Raw genomic sequence first — 18,912 nt, 5'->3', positions numbered from 1 at the left:
GAAGGTTTTTTTCGCTCAGCCGCAAGATTTTGAGAGCTATCTCAAAACCTGAAAGAGCAAAAAAAGCATTTTTATAAAAGGCTATGCGTTTTGCTTGATGATAAAATATGTAAATTTATTACTTCACCCAAATAAAGCGGCGACAGCTCTGGGCAAGTTGATAAAGTTTCTTGCGGCTCGTACTACCCGCTACAGAAATCGTCTTAAAGATCGCTCCGGGACGTTGTGGGAGAGTCGTTACAAATCCAGTCCCGTTCAGACATACACCTATTTGCTGACGTGCGGTAGCCACACCGAACTCAACCCCGTACGCGCAGGAATAGTTGAGCACGCATGCCAATATCGCTAGTCCAGTTTAGTTCTCGATGTCCGGGATTGCCAAGGGACAATTAAACCCACCGCCAAACATAAGTGCGTACTCAGTGTAGTATCGAATTAAATGCACCATTTTACCTACAGCTATTCGTCGGAACTGTGATTTCTAATGCATCACTAGAGTTTTATCACACCGTCAATTCCCGACGACCACTTACAGAAGGATATTTATCATGACTGCCTATATTGATAGCGTCAAAGGCGGAGCTGCTACAATTACAGTTTCAGGAAGGGGTACGCCCGATTATTACAAACCATTAACGTACAAGTAAGAGAGCGTGTGGACAATATCGACTATTCAGACTGGAGCCTCACCAGTTCAGTGACGACCTCCTAACTCGCCAAACCCAAACTTAGTAGTTATCGGTATAGCTGTTGAATGCAGTTAAACTTTCAGGTTTATATTGATTTATCAAGATAATGAATATAAATAAAAAACCCGCATTATTGCGGGTTTTTTTATAAACGCTCGGACTTAATTGACCTTAGCGTTCAACTCACCTTTCAAATACCGCTGATACATCGCTTCCAACGAGATCGGCTTGATCTTCGAAGCATTCCCCGCAGTACCAAACGCTTCATAACGCGCAATACACACATCACGCATCGCAGTAACAGTCGCGCCGAAGAACTTACGCGGGTCAAACTCGCTCGGGTTGGTAGCCATCAGGCGACGCATCGCACCGGTGGAAGCCAAACGCAGATCAGTGTCGATGTTGACCTTGCGCACGCCGTGCTTGATGCCTTCGACGATTTCTTCAACCGGTACGCCGTAGGTTTCTTTGATGTCGCCGCCGTACTGGTTGATGATCGCCAGCCAGTCTTGCGGAACCGAAGACGAACCGTGCATCACCAGGTGGGTGTTCGGGATGCGTTTGTGGATTTCTTTGATGCGGTCGATGGCCAGTACGTCGCCGGTCGGTGGCTTGGTGAACTTGTACGCGCCGTGGCTGGTACCGATGGCGATGGCCAGGGCGTCGACCTGAGTGCGTTTGACGAAGTCAGCGGCTTCTTCCGGGTCGGTCAGCATTTGGCTGTGATCCAAAACGCCTTCGGCGCCGATGCCGTCTTCTTCACCGGCCATGCCGGTTTCCAGCGAACCCAGGCAACCCAGCTCGCCTTCTACCGATACGCCGCAGGCGTGAGCCATGGCCACGGTTTGTTGGGTGACGCGAATGTTGTAGTCGTAGTCGGTCGGGGTCTTGCCGTCTTCACCCAGGGAACCGTCCATCATCACCGAGCTGAAGCCCAGTTGGATGGAGCGTTGGCAGACGTCAGGGCTGGTGCCGTGGTCCTGGTGCATGCACACCGGGATGTGCGGGAATTCTTCGATGGCTGCCAGGATCAGGTGACGCAGGAACGGGGCGCCGGCGTATTTGCGAGCACCGGCCGAAGCCTGGACGATCACCGGGGAGTCAGTCTTGTCAGCGGCTTCCATGATGGCGCGCATCTGCTCAAGGTTGTTGACGTTGAAGGCTGGAACGCCGTAGCCGTACTCGGCTGCGTGGTCCAACATCTGGCGCATGCTGATAAGTGCCATTGTGTATGTCTCTCCCGGTTGAGGGTCGTTAATCGTGCCAGCCTGCCGTAGCGGCGGCGGCTATTCAAGTTATTGCAGATCGGGGGTTGGCCCGGGCTGCGAATTCGGTGTTGCCTGAATCTTCAGAACTACCCGGAACCCTTGTGGGAGCGAGCCTGCTCGCGATAGCGATCTTGCAGTCACCAGTGCAGCGACTGGGAGACTGCTATCGCGAGCAGGCTCGCTCCCACATTAGGTCCGTGGTGTGTCAATTACTGCGCTTTACAACCGCGGCCGATCAAATCGTTGGTGGCGACCCAGTAAACCAGGCCTTCCTCACCTTTTACGTGAAACGCCAGCATGTCGTTGCTGTACAGCGAACCTTCGGTGCCCGGCTCAAGCTTCAAACGGTAGACCTGATCGGCCCCGCCGAGGCGCACGTCGACTTCCTTGCGGCTGTCGTCGGTATAACGCCAGAGCACTTTGGCCTGGCTGTCGCAGGTCCAGGTGGTCCAGTTATCCGTCGATTCGGCAGGCTTGAACAGGTTGAAATTCGAACAACCTGCCAGCAGAGCCAGCGCCGTAATGGCGATAAAACCTTTCATCCATGTTCCTCGACCAGCGGCGCACGCCGCCAGCCCTGAGTAAAGAGTCTGACCCGTCAAGGGCAACCATGTTCCTTGGCCGGGGTCTGGGTCTCGTATTTCTCCAGGCCATCAGGCCCAGAACGCTTGTTGATCACCGGGTTGGTTTCCGCCTGCCAGTCGGCCTGGTAACAGCCTTTATTATCCGGCGCAGACGGCGCGGGATCCGGTTTGGCTTTCGGATTACTCCCGCAAGCCGCCAGCGAAACCGTGACGATCAACAGCGCTAACGTCTTGACCATCTGAACACTCCTTTGCCTGGTCAAATGGGCGGCCTCAGGCCTTGGCCCGGCTTTCCAGAACTTCTACGGCCGGCAGAACCTTGCCTTCGACGAACTCGAGGAACGCGCCGCCACCGGTAGAAATGTAGGAGATTCGATCAGCAACGCCATATTTATCGATGGCTGCCAGGGTGTCGCCGCCGCCAGCGATCGAGAACGCCGAGCTTTCCGCGATGGCCTGGGCCAGAACTTTGGTGCCGTTACCGAACTGGTCGAATTCGAACACGCCCACCGGGCCGTTCCACAGAATGGTCTTGGACGACTTCAGCAGCTCGGCGAAATTCGCCGCGGTCTGCGGGCCGATGTCCAGGATCATGTCGTCTGCGGCCACGTCGGCGATCAGTTTGACGGTAGCGGTCGCGCTTTCAGCGAATTCCTTGGCAACGACAACGTCGACTGGCAGAGGCACGCTGACTTTGGCGGCGATGGCGCGAGCGGTGTCCAGCAGGTCCGGCTCGTACAGGGACTTGCCGACCGGGTGACCGGCCGCGGCCAGGAAGGTGTTGGCAATGCCGCCGCCGACGATCAGCTGGTTGCAGATCTGGCTCAGGCTGTTCAGCACGTCCAGTTTGGTCGACACCTTGGAACCGGCAACGATGGCAGCCATAGGCTGGGCCGGGGCGCCGAGGGCTTTGCCCAGTGCGTCCAGCTCAGCAGCCAGCAACGGGCCAGCGGCGGCGACTTTGGCGAACTTGGCCACGCCATGGGTCGAACCCTCGGCGCGGTGAGCGGTGCCGAAGGCGTCCATCACGAACACGTCGCACAGGGCGGCGTATTGCTGGGCCAGTTCGTCAGCGTTCTTTTTCTCGCCTTTGTTGAAGCGCACGTTTTCGAACAGCACGATGTCGCCGGCCTTCACGTCAACGCCGTTCAGGTAATCGGCCACCAGCGGCACTTCACGGCCCAGGGCCTTGCTCAGGTAGTCAGCGACTGGCTTGAGGCTATTCTCGGCCGAGAACTCGCCTTCGGTCGGGCGGCCAAGGTGCGAGCAGACCATCACGGCCGCGCCTTTTTCCAGGGCCAGCTTGATGGTCGGCAGCGAGGCCAGGATTCGCGCATCGCTGGTGACAACACCGTCCTTGACTGGGACGTTGAGGTCTTCGCGGATCAGTACGCGCTTACCTTGCAGATCGAGGTCGGTCATCTTCAACACGGTCATGGGTCGCATTTCCTACTGTTTTGGAGAGGCAGATGTCTGCAGATAGTGTTCCGCAACATCCAGCATTCGGTTGGCAAAACCCCATTCGTTGTCGAACCAGGCCAGGATGTTCACCAGCCGCGGGCCGGAAACTCGGGTCTGACTGGCATCGACGATGGCCGAATGTGGGTCATGGTTGAAATCACAGCTTGCATGGGGCAGCTCGGTGTAGGCCAGAAGGCCTTTGAGCGGGCCACTGGTGGCGGCCTCGCGCAAAATCCGGTTGACCTCGGTGGCGTCGGTGTCGCTCACGGTCTGCATCGTAATGTCGAGGCAAGACACGTTTACCGTCGGCACCCGCACGGCTTTGGCCTGAATTCGCCCGGCAAGTTCCGGCAACAGCCGTTCGATGCCACGCGCCAGACCAGTGGACACCGGAATCACCGACTGGAACGCCGAACGGGTGCGGCGCAGGTCTTCGTGATGATAGGCGTCGATCACCGGCTGATCGTTCATCGCCGAGTGGATGGTGGTGATCGACACGTATTCCAGACCAATGGCCTGATCCAGCAGGCGCAACAGCGGCACGCCGCAGTTGGTGGTGCAGGACGCGTTGGACACCAGTAGCTCGTCGCCGGTCAGGCAATCCTGGTTCACGCCGTAGACGATGGTGGCGTCGACATCCGCCTCGCTGGCCATCGGCTGGGAAAACAGCACGCGCGGTGCGCCGGCGTCGAGGAAACGCTGGCCGTCTTCACGCGTGTGGTACGCGCCGGAGCACTCCAGCACCAGATCGACGCCCAGCGACGCCCAATCGATGCCTTCGGGGGTGGCACTGCGCAGGACCTTCACGCAGTCACCATTAATATGCAGACAATCGCCGTCGATCTTCACTTCACCGGGAAAACGCCCGTGAGTGGAGTCGAAGCGTGTCAGGTATTCGATGCTGGCCATGTCGGCCAGATCGTTGATCGCGACAATTTCAAACCCGGCCTTATCGCCTCGCTCAAACAACGCACGCAAGACGCAACGACCAATCCGGCCGTAGCCGTTGAGTGCAACTTTGTAAGGACGCGGTTGAGGCATGGGGTTCTCGATTACCGTGGTGAATCCGTTATTGCGGTGTTGAATGTTCCATCGTCATCGCGAGCAGGCTCGCTCCCACATGGACGATGTAGATCCCTGTGGGAGCGGGCTTGCCCGCGATGGCGTCAGAACAGGCAATACATCACCTGGACTTAGTCTTCCAGCAGCTCTTCAGCCTGACCCAGGATGTTTTCCAGGGTGAAGCCGAATTCTTCGAACAAGGCAGACGCAGGCGCCGACTCGCCGTAAGTGGTCATACCGATCACGCGGCCTTCCAGGCCCACGTACTTGTACCAGTAGTCCGCGTGGGCGGCTTCGATCGCGATACGGGCGCTGACCTGCAACGGCAGAACTGCTTGCTTGTAACCGGCGTCCTGAGCATCGAACACGCTGGTGCAAGGCATCGAAACAACGCGCACTTTGCGACCTTGTTCAGTCAGCTTGTCGTAGGCCTGAACCGCCAGGCCGACTTCGGAACCAGTGGAGATCAGGATCAGCTCAGGCTCGCCGTCGCAATCCTTCAACACGTATCCGCCACGGGAGATGTCAGCGATCTGCAACGCGTTGCGGGTTTGGTGTTGCAGGTTCTGACGCGAGAAGATCAGCGCCGAAGGGCCGTCCTTGCGTTCCAGAGCCAGCTTCCAGCACACCGCGGATTCAACGGCATCGGCCGGGCGCCAGGTGTCGAGGTTCGGCGTGGTACGCAGGCTGGTCAGTTGTTCGACCGCCTGGTGAGTCGGGCCGTCTTCGCCCAGACCGATGGAGTCGTGGGTGTAGACGAACACCACGCGTTTCTTCATCAGCGAGGCCATGCGTACGGCGTTGCGGGCGTATTCCATGAACATCAGGAAGGTCGCGCCGTAAGGCACCAGACCACCGTGCAACGAAACGCCGTTCATGATTGCGCTCATGCCGAACTCGCGAACGCCGTAGTACATGTAGTTGCCGCTGGCGTCTTCAGCCGAAACACCTTTGCAACCTTTCCACAGGGTCAGGTTGGAACCGGCCAGGTCAGCCGAGCCGCCCAGCAGTTCAGGCAGCAGCGGGCCGTAGGCATTCAATGCATTCTGGCTGGCTTTACGGCTGGCGATGGTTTCGCCCTTGGCTGCCACTTCAGCAATATAAGCCGAAGCTTTTTCAGCGAAGTCTTCCGGCAGCTCGCCGCTCAGACGACGCACCAGTTCGCTGGCCAGCTCAGGGAAGGCTGCGGAGTAAGCCGCGAAACGCTGATCCCACTCGGCTTCAGCCGCGCGGCCAGCTTCCTTGGCATCCCACTCGGCGTAGATGTCAGCCGGGATTTCGAACGGGCCGTAGTTCCACTTCAGCGCGGCACGGGTCAGAGCGATTTCCGCGTCACCCAACGGGGCGCCGTGGCAATCTTCCTTGCCTTGCTTGTTCGGCGAACCGAAGCCGATGGTGGTCTTGCAGCAGATCAGGGTCGGCAACTCGCTTTTGCGCGCCGTCTCGATCGCGATCTTGATTTCTTCAGGGTCGTGGCCGTCGACATTGCGGATCACTTGCCAGTTGTAGGCTTCGAAACGCTTCGGGGTGTCGTCGGTGAACCAGCCTTCGACTTCACCGTCGATGGAAATGCCGTTGTCATCGTAGAAGGCGATCAGTTTACCCAGGCCCAACGTACCGGCCAGGGAGCCGACTTCGTGGGAAATGCCTTCCATCATGCAGCCATCACCCAGGAACACATAGGTGTGGTGGTCGACGATGTTGTGGCCAGGACGGTTGAATTGCGCCGCCAGGACTTTTTCTGCCAGGGCGAAACCAACGGCGTTAGCCAGGCCTTGGCCCAGTGGACCGGTGGTGGTTTCAACACCTGGGGTATAGCCGAGTTCCGGGTGACCCGGGGTGCGGCTGTGCAGCTGGCGGAAGTTTTTCAGGTCATCGATCGACAGGTCGTAGCCGGTCAGGTGCAGCAGCGAGTAAATCAGCATCGAGCCGTGACCGTTAGACAGCACGAAGCGGTCACGGTCGGCAAACGATGGATTGCTCGGGTTGTGCTTCAGGTAGTCACGCCAAAGTACTTCGGCGATATCCGCCATACCCATAGGGGCACCGGGATGGCCGCTGTTGGCTTTTTGCACGGCATCCATGCTGAGGGCACGAATGGCGTTGGCACGCTCACGACGGCTTGGCATCGCTGTTCTCCTGAGGGTTCTGAATCGAGAGTGAATAAAACGAAACGGAAAAAAGGCGAGCATTTTCCCTCACCCACCCGCCTCGGGGCAATGACAGATAGTCATCTGAAGGCGTTTTTCCAATGGTTAACAGCGTATTCGACTGGTGAAACCTTTCCGCTGTTCGTTTGTTGACTAAACCTAACGCTGAGAAGTGCCATCTATCGTCCAATATCAAAACTTTTTGATATTGCCCTTGCGATGATTTCTGACCGTCACTAGACTGCTGGCCTTATGAATTTACGCGTGCCTTCCATTCGACATGACGATTGCGATGAGCTGGCGGCCCTGTGCAAGGCCGGCGGCGATCCTCTGCGCCTGAATGTATTGCGCGCGCTGTCCAACGATTCGTTTGGCGTGCTGGAACTGGCGCAGATCTTCGGTATTGGCCAGTCCGGCATGAGTCATCACCTCAAGGTGTTGGCACAGGCTGATCTGGTGGCAACTCGCCGTGAAGGCAATGCGATTTTCTACCGTCGCGCCCTGCCCCATACCGATCTAACGGGCGGCAAGCTGCATGCCGCGCTACTGGAAGAAGTGGATAACCTGGCCTTGCCTGACGATGTGCAGTCGCGGATCGCTCAGGTCCATGGGCAACGCGCGGCGGCCAGCCAGGACTTTTTCTCACGGGTTGCCGAGAAATTTCGCGCCCAGCAAGACTTGATCGCCGGCCTGCCGCAGTACCGCGAGAGCGTGGTGGCCTTGCTCGACAAGCTGAATTTCAATGAAGGCGCCACGGCCATTGAAGTCGGCCCCGGGGACGGTGCGTTTCTACCGGAACTGGCGCGCCGCTTCACTCAGGTCACGGCGCTGGACAACAGCCCGGCGATGCTTGAACTGGCGCGCCAGGTCTGCGAGCGTGAATCCTTGACTAACGTCAGCCTGCAACTGGCCGATGCATTGAATGGTGTAAGCCTTCAGGCCGATTGCGTTGTACTGAACATGGTGCTGCACCATTTTGCCGCGCCGGCCGATGCGCTCAAGCACATGGCCAATTTGCTGCAACCGGGCGGCAGCCTGCTCGTGACAGATTTATGCAGCCACAACCAGAGTTGGGCCAGGGAGGCCTGCGGTGATCTCTGGTTGGGGTTTGAACAGGACGATTTGGCCCGTTGGGCCACCGCTGCGGGACTCGCTCCCGGGGAAAGCCTCTATGTAGGCTTACGTAATGGTTTCCAGATCCAGGTCCGCCACTTTCAGCGACCGACTGGCGACACTCACCATCGGTAAATTCAGGAAAACATCGAGATGAGCGAATACTCCCTCTTCACCTCCGAGTCCGTGTCTGAAGGGCATCCGGACAAAATCGCCGATCAGATTTCTGATGCGGTGCTGGACGCCATCATTGCTGAGGACAAGTTCGCCCGTGTGGCGTGCGAGACTCTGGTGAAAACGGGCGTGGCGATCATCGCTGGCGAAGTCACCACCTCGGCCTGGGTTGACCTGGAGCAGATCGTTCGTGACGTCATCACCGACATCGGCTACACCAGCTCCGACGTCGGTTTCGACGGTGCCACCTGCGGCGTGATGAACATCATCGGCAAGCAGTCTCCCGACATCAACCAGGGCGTCGACCGTGCCAAGCCTGAAGATCAGGGCGCCGGCGACCAAGGCCTGATGTTCGGCTACGCCAGCAACGAAACCGACGTGCTGATGCCAGCGCCGATCACCTTCTCTCACCAGTTGGTGCAGCGTCAGGCTGAAGCCCGCAAATCCGGCCTGCTGCCTTGGCTGCGCCCGGACGCCAAATCCCAGGTCACCTGCCGTTACGAAAATGGCAAGGTTGTCGGCATCGACGCCGTTGTGCTGTCGACCCAGCACAACCCTGAAGTGTCGTACAAAGACCTGCGCGAAGGCGTGATGGAGCTGATCGTCAAGCACGTGCTGCCTGCCGAATTGCTGCACAAGGACACCCAGTTCCACATCAACCCGACCGGCCAGTTCATCATCGGCGGCCCGGTTGGCGACTGCGGTCTGACCGGTCGCAAGATCATCGTCGACACCTACGGCGGCATGGCTCGCCACGGTGGCGGTGCGTTCTCCGGTAAAGATCCATCGAAGGTGGACCGTTCGGCAGCCTACGCCGGTCGTTATGTGGCCAAGAACATCGTCGCTGCCGGCTTGGCCGAGCGTTGCGAGATTCAGGTTTCCTACGCAATTGGTGTAGCTCAGCCTACGTCGATTTCGTTGAACACCTTCGGCACCGGCAAGATCAGCGATGAGAAAATCGTCAACCTTGTCCGCGAAGTGTTCGACCTGCGCCCATACGCAATCACCACCATGCTCGACCTGCTGCACCCGATGTACCAGGAAACCGCTGCGTACGGCCACTTCGGTCGCACCCCGCAAACCAAGACCGTCGGTGAAGATACTTTCACCACGTTCACCTGGGAAAAAACCGACCGCGCCGATTCCTTGCGCGCTGCTGCCGGCCTGTAAGACTTCCCCGGCGGTACCAAAAGCCCTGCACGGTTCGCCGTGCGGGGTTTTTTATTGCCTTGCGCTTGAGACCGTGTCGCTGCCTTCGCGAGCAGGCTCGCTCCCACATTGATCATTGGCGTGTACAAAATTTACGGACGACGCAGACTCCCGGCCAGCCCTGCCACCAGAAATACCCGGAAAAACACCCGCCCATTGCCCCAGCAAATAGTGGCCTAGCCTTGCGACATATCCCCGAGCAAGGACGCTCACGATGCCGTTCGACCTGCGCCTGTTTTTCAGTTTCCTGCTGGCTTTTGCCTGCCTGACCACCAACGCCACCGAGTGCCCCGACTGGCCACCCGCACGCGCCCTGAACGAAATCACCACACTCCAAAAACAAATCGACCTCTGGGACGATAACTATCATCGCCAAGGCCGCTCATTGGTCACCGACGAACTCTACGATCAGTCTCGCGCTCGACTGACCGAATGGCGTGAATGTTTCGACTCAGGTCCATCCGCAGATCCGTTGCGCACTGCAGGCGGCACGATTGCACATCCCATCGCCCATACCGGCCTGGAAAAACTGCGCGATGGTCGCGCCGTCGAAGCCTGGCTAAAAAATCGCAGCGATGTCTGGGTTCAGCCCAAGGTTGACGGCGTGGCGGTGACGCTGATTTACCGCAAAGGCCTGCTGACCCAGGCGATCAGTCGCGGCGACGGAGTAAACGGGCAGGACTGGACGACTTCGGCGCGCCAGATCGCCGCTATCCCCCAACAATTGCCACAACCGCTGGACTTACTGGTGCAAGGCGAACTCTATTGGCGCCTGACCGATCACGTACAAGCCCAGGCCGGCAGCCTCAATGCCCGCGCCACAGTGGCCGGTTTGATGGCCCGCAAGAATTTGAGCGTTCAGCAAGCCGCCGGTATCGGCCTGTTTGTCTGGGACTGGCCACAAGGCCCGGCCAGTTTGCCTGTCCGCGCGGCAGCACTGGATGAATTGGGATTCCCGAGCACTGCGCTATTCAGTCAGCCGATCAAGGCATTTGCCGACGCGCAACGCTGGCGCGATCACTGGTATCGCTCGCCCCTGCCCTTTACCAGCGATGGCATTGTCCTGCGTCAGGACCAGCGTCCACCCGCCGAGCGCTGGCAGGCCAAAGTGCCTTACTGGAGCGTCGCCTGGAAATACCCTTTTGCCCAGGCGTTGGCCGAGGTGCGCAAGGTCAACTTCAAGATAGGACGGACCGGTCGGATCACTCCCGTGCTGGAACTGATACCGGTGATGCTCGATGACCGACAGATCAAGCGCGTCAGCGTCAGCTCTCTGCGACGCTGGGAAGAACTGGATATTCGACCCGGCGATCAGGTGTCCATCAGCCTTGCAGGCCTGACCATTCCAAGGCTCGACGGGGTCGTACTGCGCAGCACCGAACGCATTGAGTTGAGCGTACCGCTGGCAAAGGATTTTCATCATTTGAGTTGCTGGCAGCCGACGCCAGGATGTGAAAGCCAATTTCTCGCGCGACTGACGTGGCTAAGCGGCAAGCAGGGATTGGCCTTGCCCAGTGTCGGGCCGGGCACTTGGGAGAAACTTTTCGAAACAGGCCGCCTGAACGGCCTGCTGGATTGGTTAACCCTCGATGCTCAAGAGCTTGCTAACATTGACGGTTTCGGCGAGCGCAGCAGTGCTCGTCTTTTGAACAGTTTCAACAGTGCCCGGCAACGCCCGTTCGCACGCTGGCTCAAAGCCTTGGGTTTGCCGCCGACTGGCCAGGCACGCCTCGCCGACTCATGGCAGGAACTGGCGCAACGAAACACCGAGCAATGGCAGGCCGAAACTGGCATCGGCCCGGGACGCGCGGCGCAATTGAGCGCATTTTTCCGCGACCCGCAGGTCCTGATCTTGAGTGACATATTACGAGTGGCGGGGGTTGAGGGCTTTTAGCGGCCGGTGGTGCCGACGACCCGGGAACCCAAAGGTGCCGCAGGGCTCAAACAACGCATCGCCACATCGACCCGAATGCTTTTTTACATGGAGCTTTTATGAAACTTCTTTCACCGCTCGTCCTGCTGACCCTTTGCAGCGTGATGGCCGCTCCCCTGATGGCCGCCGAGGAGGCCCCCGGCCTGACCGGTTGCGCCGCCAAAAAACAGGGCATCATCAACCAGATCGAACTGGCCAAATCCCACGGCAACGCCGATCAACAGGCCGGCCTGGAAACAGCCTTGAGCGAAGTCACCACCCATTGCACCGACGCCTCCCTGAAGAAAGAACGGGAAAACAAGGTGCTCGACGCCAAGCACGAAGTCAGCCAGCGTCAGGCCGACCTCGACAAGGCAATGAAGAAAGGCGATGCCGAGAAAATCAACAAGCGTAAAGACAAACTCGCCGAGTCCCGCAAGGAATTGCAGGACGCGCTCGACGAGCTGGATAAGTAAGAACATTTGTGGTGATCGTTCCCACGCTCTGCGTGGGAACGATCGATCAGCTGCCACAAGTGAGAATCAGTGATCCCGAAACTCTTTATGGCACGCACTACAGGCGTCTTCGACTTTCTGCACGGCCGGCCCAAGGTTGCTGACTTTGTAGGGTTGAACCTTGCTGGCAATCACCAATTCACCGGTGGCGGCTTCAAGGGTGTGAACCATTTCCTGGAAGCGTGCCTGTTGCTGCCAGACATTGTCCTTGGCGCTGGTGTGATCTTCCTCGCGCACCTGCGGAAAATGTTTCCACGGCTCACGAGACAGTGCATCGAGTTTCACTGCGCCGTCAGCAAATTTCGGGCCGTCAAACGGGATGCGCCCACGCAACATACCGCCCAGGTCTTCGCTGGTTTTGAGCATCTGCTTGAAGATTGCCTTACGCTGGCCCAGCGGAGAGTTCGGGTCGACCCCACCGCAGGCGGACAAGGTCAGGCAGGCCAGCAATACAACAGAAAGTCTTTTAAGAGTCATGGTGGCTTCAGGTCACGGGAACGGCGGCCAGTATCCTCGCGTCATCGGCAAACACCAATAGCCCTATTATCAATACGGGTTGTTTGAGCGCATGGAGCACTCAGTCAACCGGCAAAGGAATTACTCCATGAACAGCCTTTTAAAGGCAGCGCGTCACAACCTCGCCTGGACCCTTCCGATGGTGGCCGTGCTCGCGGGCTGCACCGGTGGTGACAGCGACCAACCGAAAACCCACGCCCTGGCCACCTACTCCAGCGCCACGTGGGAAGCGCTTCCGACGGTGTCCGACAACGACCTTGTCGCCGGCTTCGGCTCATGGCGCAGTGCGTGCACCCGACTCAAGGCCGACCCGGTCTGGGGCTCGACCTGCGCAGCTGCCGCCAACGTCCCGCAAACCGCCAACGACATTCGGGGCTTCCTCAAGCAGAACCTCGACGTCTACGGCCTGCGCGCCGCCAATGACAATCCCAACGGCTTGATCACCGGCTACTACGAACCGGTCTACCCGGGAAGCCTGACCCAGACCGAAGTCGCAAACATTCCGGTGTATGGCGTGCCCGAGGACATGATCATCGTCTCTCTGGACAGCATCTACCCGGAACTCAAAGGCAAACGCCTGCGCGGACGACTCGAAGGTCGCGTACTCAAGCCTTACGACGATGCCGCGACGATTGAGACCAAAGGGGTCAAGGCTCCGGTCGTTGCCTGGCTGACCGATCCGATGAACCTGCAATTCCTGCAAATTCAGGGTTCGGGTCGTGTCCAGCTCGACGATGGTCGCCAGTTGCGCATTGCTTATGCAGACCAGAACGGCCACCCCTATCGGCCGATCGGCCGCTGGCTGGTGGATCAGGGTGAGTTGAAGAAAGAAGAAGTAACCATGGACGCGATCAGCGATTGGGCCAAGGCAAATCCTGCCCGCATTCCGCAACTGTTAGGCAGCAACCCCAGCTACGTGTTCTTCACCCGCAACCCGGACAGCAACGAAGGGCCTCGCGGCTCGCTGAACGTGCCACTGACCGCGGGTTATAGCGCAGCGGTGGATCGCAAAGTGATTCCGCTGGGCAGTCTGTTGTGGTTATCGACCACTAAACCGGACGGTACCGCGCTGGTACGCCCGGTGGCGGCTCAGGACACTGGCGGTGCAATTGCTGGCGAAGTCCGTGCGGATTTGTTCTGGGGAACTGGTGAGGCAGCCGGACAATTGGCGGGAGACATGAAACAGCAGGGGCAGATCTGGATGCTCTGGCCTAAAGGCGCAGCGTTGCCGCAAGTGCCACAGGTGACCGACAAGCTTTAAAGTCAAAGGACCGCAGGCTCGCCGCAAAAATCGCGGATGAGCGTAGAGCTGGCGAAGCCTGCGATCTTTTGATCTTGCTCTTAAACAGAAACCACAAAGAAACTGACGATCAACCCCAGCCCCACCAACCACATCAGCGACCGCAACATCGCCCAGTCCGCCAGGTAGCAAATGATGTACAGCAGCCGACTGGTGATGAACAACACCGCCAGCACATTGATCGTCACCAGCTCGGCATTGCCGGCCAGGTGAGCGACGATCACCGCCGCCGCGAACGCCGGAGTCACTTCAAAACTGTTCAGGTGCGCCGCATACGCGCGTCGGCCAAAACCATTCAGTGACTCGAGAAAGTCACGGGGGTCATGGTTGTCTTTCGCCCTGAACCCGCCATTGGCCCTGGCGATGCCCGTGCAGATATAGGGCAGGATAATCGCGATCAAGATGCACCACAGAGCAACCGTCATAAAGCAGTCCCTTCTTCAAGTTTCAACAATTCGAACTTCATCAGAATTTCATCACCAGCATGCCGATCAGCACCAACCCACAGGCTAAGAGCCGTGGCCGGCCGAAAGGTTCTTTCAAGTACCGCATACCGAACAGCACCACCAGAATCACGCTGATCTCGCGCAATGCCGCCGCTTCGGCAATTGAGCCCAGCTGCATGGCCCACAGCACCAGAGCGTAGCTGAACAACACGCAAAACCCGACCGCCAGCCCCAGTCGCCACTGCTCACGCCAGAACAACATGAAGGCCGCGCGCTTGCGCACAAACGCCAGCAACGGAAACGGCCAGGCGCTGAGCAATGTCACCCATACCAGATAATCCAACGGATGGGACCAGCGTCGTAACGCCTGACCATCGATGAAGGTGTAGCAGCCGATGCACAAGCCAATCAGCGCCACTACCGGCAGCATCGACCACGGCAAACGCGCGCCGCCACCACCCTGCCAGAGCAGACAAAGCATGCCGAACGGGATCAGCAGAATTCCGAAGATCTGCTGGTTCGTCAGCACCTCTCCGGCAAAAATCAGCGTCAGCGCCAGCACCACCAGCGGCGACAAGCCACGCATCAGCGGGTAGACCAGACCGAGGTCGCCGACCCGGTACGCTTGAATCAACAGATAGCGATAGAGCAACTCGAACGCCGCCGACGCCAGAATCCACGGCCAGATGTCCATAGGCGGCAAGTTCACGAATGGCAGCATCACGGCGACAAACAACATCGCCACGCTGTCCATGCAGGCCACCACCAACAATCGCTCTGCGCTGAATTTGATCAGGGTATTCCACGCCGCGTGTAACAGCGCCGCTACCAACACCAGTGCTGTTGCAAGCACGGCACACTCCTTTATTTATTTTTGTTCCCGGCGGGAAGCACACAGATAATTGATTCGCCATATGTCAGCAGCTGTTTATACTGCAAGCGACCACGCCGCACTCAGTTGCGCACAGACTAATTCCAATAATTTTTGCCCCCTGCCCGCTCTCGTCGAGAACGGTCATCGGCATGCGTATGCCTGATCAAAGCGTCAAGACTACCGACAGAGACCTTGCGCATGCCACTCGCCTTGCTTGCACTCGCTGTTGCCGCATTCGGCATCGGCACTACCGAATTCGTCATCATGGGCCTGCTGCCCGACGTCGCCCGCGACCTCGCCGTGAGCATTCCCCACGCGGGCCTGCTGATCACCGGCTACGCCCTGGGCGTGGTGTTCGGTGCGCCGATCCTCGCGATCGGTACAGCCAACATGCCGCGCAAAGCCACGCTGCTGGGCATGACCCTGATGTTCATCCTCGGCAACATTCTTTGCGCATTGGCGCCGAACTACGCCACGCTGATGGCCGCACGCGTGGTCACGGCGCTCTGCCACGGAGCGTTCTTTGGCATCGGGTCGGTGGTTGCCGCGAGTTTGGTGGCACCGAACAAACGCGCCCAGGCGATTGCGATGATGTTCACCGGCCTGACCCTGGCCAATGTGCTGGGCGTGCCATTGGGCACGGCGCTCGGGCAATACGCCGGTTGGCGCTCGACGTTCTGGGCGGTGTCGGTGATCGGTGTTATTGCGGCCATCGCACAATGGGTGTGGCTGCCGAAAGACATCGCCATGGAAAAGGCCAACCTCGCCAGCGAGTTCAAAGTACTGGGCAAGGTCAACGTGTTGCTGGCGCTGGGCATGAGCGTGCTGGCGTCGACCAGCCTGTTCAGCGTCTTCACCTACATTGCCCCCATCCTGCAAGACATCACCGGCGTCAGTCCGCATGGCGTGACGATCATGTTGCTGTTGTTCGGCGTTGGACTGACGGCGGGCAGTATGCTCGGCGGGCGCCTGGCTGACAGTCGTTTGCTGCCTTCGCTGGTGGGCATGGCGTTGGCTGTGCTGGTCGTGTTGGCTGCATTCAGCCAGACCAGCCACTCGGTGATCCCGGCGGCGATTACGCTGGTGTTGTGGGGGATCTTCGCGTTTGCCCTATGCCCGATCCTGCAACTGCTGATCATCGATCAGGCCCATGAGGCGCCGAACCTCGGTTCGACCTTGAACCAGAGCGCATTCAACCTCGGCAATGCGGCCGGTGCCTGGATTGGTGGGCTGGTTGTCGCCAGTGGTGCGGATCTGGCGGACTTGCCGTGGACCGGCGCGCTGGTGAGTGGTTTGACGGTGCTGACGGCCGTTTTCTACATTTACCTGCAACGTCGTGGCGCGGCTGCGGTCAATGTGTCCGGCTGATTAATTGCACCGCCCATGACATTGCCTTCGCGAGCAAGTTGACGCGGTGTACCTGCTAAATACCCAATTTCTATTTACCACCTCCCATCCAAGGACCCCGGATGCTCGAACTTGTCGCTGCGTTTATCTGCCTCACCACACTCCTCACCTACGTGAATTTCCGGTTCATCGGCCTGCCCCCGACCATCGGTGTCATGGTCACCGCGCTGATGTTCTCCCTGTTACTGCAAGGTCTGAGCTTCCTCGGCTACCCCGGCCTCGAAGAACACGTGCAACAGCTGATCGGCCAGATCGACTTCGGCGATCTGCTGATGAACTGGATGCTGTCCTTCCTGCTGTTCGCCGGCGCCCTGCACGTCAACCTGAATGACCTGCGCAGCTACCGCTGGCCCATCGGTTTGCTGGCGACTTTCGGCGTGTTGATCGCCACCGCCGTGATCGGCAGCCTCGCCTATTACATTTTTGCCCTGTTCGGCTGGCACGTGAGCTTCCTCTACTGCCTGTTGTTCGGCGCACTGATTTCCCCGACCGACCCGATCGCGGTGCTCGGTGTATTGCGAACGGCCAATGCGTCCAAACCACTGAAAACCACCATCGTCGGCGAGTCGCTGTTCAACGACGGCACTGCGGTAGTGGTGTTCACCGTGTTGCTGGGCATCGCTCAACTGGGCGAAACCCCAACCGTTGGCGCCACCGCCCTGCTGTTTGCCCACGAGGCGATTGGCGGTGTGCTGTTTGGTGGGCTGATCGGTTATCTGGTGTACCTGATGATCAAGAGCATCGAGCAGCATCAGATCGAGGTCATGCTGACCCTCGCGCTGGTGATCGGCGGCTCGGCCATGGCTTCGGAACTGCACGTTTCTGCGCCGATCGCGATGGTGGTTGCCGGTCTGATCATCGGCAATCTGGGCCGTAACCTGGCGATGAACGACATGACCCGCAAGTACCTGGACGGTTTCTGGGAACTGCTCGACGACATGCTCAACGCACTGCTGTTCGCCCTGATCGGCATGGAGCTGTTGCTGCTGCCCTTCAACTGGTTGCACGTGTTGGCTGCGAGTTTGCTGGCGATGGCGATTCTGCTGTCACGGCTGCTCACGGTAGCGCCGGCCATCGTCCTGTTGCGGCGCTGGCGCACGGTCCCGCGCGGGACGATCCGGATCCTGACCTGGGGTGGTTTGCGTGGCGGTGTTTCGGTGGCGCTGGCCTTGGCCCTGCCGCTGGGCCCGGAGCGTGACTTGCTGCTGAGCATCACGTATATCGTGGTGCTGTCGTCGATCCTGTTGCAGGGGTTGAGCATCGGCAAACTGGTCAAGCACGTGACCCGTGATGAGCCTGCGCCAGCGGCACAGGCCGAGCATCACTGATTATTTTTTGCTTTTCTGCGGGTCGGGCTCCTTGGTCTGATCCGCAGATTTTTTCGGCGGGCCGCTCTCACTGCGAATCTGCGCATGACTGATCAGCGCGAAGATGAAGCTGCCGCCGATGATGTTCCCCGCCAGCGTCGGCCCGGCAAACACCAGCCAGAAATCCTTCCACGGCAGTTGGCCGGCAAACACCAGATACGAGACCTCCGCCGAACCGACCACGATGTGGGTGAAATCCCCCAGCGCCATGAGGTAGGTGATCAAGATGATGATCCACATCTTGGCGCTTTCCATGGACGGGATCATCCAGACCATGGTGGCAATCATCCAGCCCGACACAATGCCTTTGGCGAACATCTGGCTGGCGTCGTTCTCCATGATCTTGCGCCCGATATCGAGGAAGGCCAGGTCGGTCTTGCTGTCGAAAATCGGCAGATACAGCATCACATACGCCACCAGCAACGTGCCGCACAGGTTGCCCACCAGCACCACCGACCACAGGCGTAGCAACCGACCGAAATTGTTCAGTGTGGGTTTGGTCATGATCGGCAGCACCGCCGTCAGGGTGTTCTCGGTGAACAATTGCTGACGGGCGAGAATGACCGCAAGGAACCCGGCGCAGTAACCGAAACTGGCGATCACCTTGAAGCCTTCGCCGTCTGGCAGACGGGAATTGAGCAGCCCCATGGCCATCAGCGACAGGCCCATGGTCAGGCCGGCGGCCAGCGCCGACCACCACAGCGCGGCGACGCTGCGTTCCAGCTCCAGATCGCCCTGGGTGCGGATGATTTCGTGCAGCACCGCGGCGCGCGGAGGCTGGTTCTTGTCGACCTCGTGCCGTTCTTCCGACGACAGGTTTGGGGTCTTGCCTTCTTTCTTGGCGTCCATAAAGCTCCGGAACCGG

Annotated in this window: 17 protein-coding genes; 7 read left to right on the top strand and 10 right to left on the bottom strand. The window is 58.9% G+C overall.

What is annotated here, in order from left to right:
- Positions 1-850: 850 nt before the first annotated feature.
- The 6 genes from fba to tkt all read right to left on the bottom strand — a co-directional run bounded on the left by fba (position 851) and on the right by tkt (position 7,193).
- Complete coding sequence (fba, locus tag FQ185_RS04405; protein WP_149416425.1) at positions 851-1,915, bottom strand: class II fructose-bisphosphate aldolase; 1,065 nt, start codon at positions 1,913-1,915, stop codon at positions 851-853.
- Between the two features lie 251 nt (positions 1,916-2,166).
- Positions 2,167-2,499 (bottom strand): MliC family protein, encoded by a 333-nt coding sequence (locus FQ185_RS04400; RefSeq protein WP_149416424.1) that lies wholly within the window; start codon positions 2,497-2,499, stop codon positions 2,167-2,169.
- A 56-nt stretch (positions 2,500-2,555) separates the two neighbouring features.
- Complete coding sequence (locus FQ185_RS04395) at positions 2,556-2,780, bottom strand: hypothetical protein (RefSeq protein ID WP_149416423.1); 225 nt, start codon at positions 2,778-2,780, stop codon at positions 2,556-2,558.
- Between the two features lie 34 nt (positions 2,781-2,814).
- Entirely contained in the window at positions 2,815-3,978 is a 1,164-nt protein-coding gene (locus tag FQ185_RS04390; RefSeq protein WP_149416422.1) for a phosphoglycerate kinase, read from the bottom strand.
- A gap of 12 nt (positions 3,979-3,990) precedes the next feature.
- Positions 3,991-5,043 (bottom strand): erythrose-4-phosphate dehydrogenase, encoded by a 1,053-nt coding sequence (epd, locus tag FQ185_RS04385; protein ID WP_149416421.1) that lies wholly within the window; start codon positions 5,041-5,043, stop codon positions 3,991-3,993.
- Between the two features lie 152 nt (positions 5,044-5,195).
- The gene (tkt, locus tag FQ185_RS04380) at positions 5,196-7,193 is read right to left on the bottom strand and encodes a transketolase (protein ID WP_149416420.1); all 1,998 of its coding nucleotides are present in this window, start codon (positions 7,191-7,193) and stop codon (positions 5,196-5,198) included.
- 273 nt (positions 7,194-7,466) lie between these two features.
- Here tkt and FQ185_RS04375 point away from each other — a divergent pair, with 273 nt between their 5' ends.
- The 4 genes from FQ185_RS04375 (at position 7,467) to FQ185_RS04360 (ending at position 12,098) form a co-directional block, all read left to right on the top strand.
- A complete protein-coding gene (locus tag FQ185_RS04375) occupies positions 7,467-8,462 on the top strand; it encodes a metalloregulator ArsR/SmtB family transcription factor (RefSeq protein WP_149416419.1) in 996 nt (331 codons plus the stop codon).
- An 18-nt stretch (positions 8,463-8,480) separates the two neighbouring features.
- Positions 8,481-9,671 carry a methionine adenosyltransferase gene (metK, locus tag FQ185_RS04370; RefSeq protein ID WP_149416418.1) on the top strand — a complete coding sequence of 397 codons (1,191 nt, stop codon included), beginning with the start codon at positions 8,481-8,483 and terminating at the stop codon, positions 9,669-9,671.
- 253 nt (positions 9,672-9,924) lie between these two features.
- Positions 9,925-11,604 (top strand): NAD-dependent DNA ligase LigB, encoded by a 1,680-nt coding sequence (gene ligB / locus FQ185_RS04365; protein ID WP_149416417.1) that lies wholly within the window; start codon positions 9,925-9,927, stop codon positions 11,602-11,604.
- A 98-nt stretch (positions 11,605-11,702) separates the two neighbouring features.
- A complete protein-coding gene (locus FQ185_RS04360; protein ID WP_149416416.1) occupies positions 11,703-12,098 on the top strand; it encodes a DUF1090 domain-containing protein in 396 nt (131 codons plus the stop codon).
- Between the two features lie 66 nt (positions 12,099-12,164).
- On the opposite strand, the gene FQ185_RS04355 is transcribed toward FQ185_RS04360, so the two are convergent.
- The gene (locus tag FQ185_RS04355; RefSeq protein ID WP_149416415.1) at positions 12,165-12,614 is read right to left on the bottom strand and encodes a cytochrome c; all 450 of its coding nucleotides are present in this window, start codon (positions 12,612-12,614) and stop codon (positions 12,165-12,167) included.
- 127 nt (positions 12,615-12,741) lie between these two features.
- Between FQ185_RS04355 and FQ185_RS04350 the strand changes: the two genes are divergently transcribed.
- Positions 12,742-13,914 carry a murein transglycosylase A gene (locus tag FQ185_RS04350; protein WP_149416414.1) on the top strand — a complete coding sequence of 391 codons (1,173 nt, stop codon included), beginning with the start codon at positions 12,742-12,744 and terminating at the stop codon, positions 13,912-13,914.
- 80 nt (positions 13,915-13,994) lie between these two features.
- On the opposite strand, the gene FQ185_RS04345 is transcribed toward FQ185_RS04350, so the two are convergent.
- Both FQ185_RS04345 and FQ185_RS04340 read right to left on the bottom strand, forming a co-directional pair.
- Entirely contained in the window at positions 13,995-14,378 is a 384-nt protein-coding gene (locus tag FQ185_RS04345) for an MAPEG family protein (protein ID WP_149416413.1), read from the bottom strand.
- Between the two features lie 40 nt (positions 14,379-14,418).
- A complete protein-coding gene (locus FQ185_RS04340; RefSeq protein WP_149416412.1) occupies positions 14,419-15,252 on the bottom strand; it encodes an EamA family transporter in 834 nt (277 codons plus the stop codon).
- A gap of 219 nt (positions 15,253-15,471) precedes the next feature.
- Here FQ185_RS04340 and FQ185_RS04335 point away from each other — a divergent pair, with 219 nt between their 5' ends.
- Together FQ185_RS04335 and FQ185_RS04330 are read left to right on the top strand one after the other, a co-directional pair.
- Positions 15,472-16,641 carry an MFS transporter gene (locus FQ185_RS04335; protein ID WP_149416411.1) on the top strand — a complete coding sequence of 390 codons (1,170 nt, stop codon included), beginning with the start codon at positions 15,472-15,474 and terminating at the stop codon, positions 16,639-16,641.
- A 101-nt stretch (positions 16,642-16,742) separates the two neighbouring features.
- Entirely contained in the window at positions 16,743-18,008 is a 1,266-nt protein-coding gene (locus tag FQ185_RS04330; RefSeq protein ID WP_149416410.1) for a sodium:proton antiporter, read from the top strand.
- Here the strand turns inward: FQ185_RS04330 and FQ185_RS04325 are convergent, their stop codons facing one another.
- A complete protein-coding gene (locus FQ185_RS04325; protein ID WP_149416409.1) occupies positions 18,009-18,896 on the bottom strand; it encodes a formate/nitrite transporter family protein in 888 nt (295 codons plus the stop codon).
- Between the last annotated feature and the right edge of the window lie 16 nt (positions 18,897-18,912).

Origin of the sequence: Pseudomonas sp. ANT_H12B (genome assembly GCF_008369325.1) — a bacterium.
Taxonomy (GTDB): Bacteria; Pseudomonadota; Gammaproteobacteria; order Pseudomonadales; family Pseudomonadaceae; genus Aquipseudomonas.
This window is presented reverse-complemented; position numbering and strand designations above follow the sequence as displayed.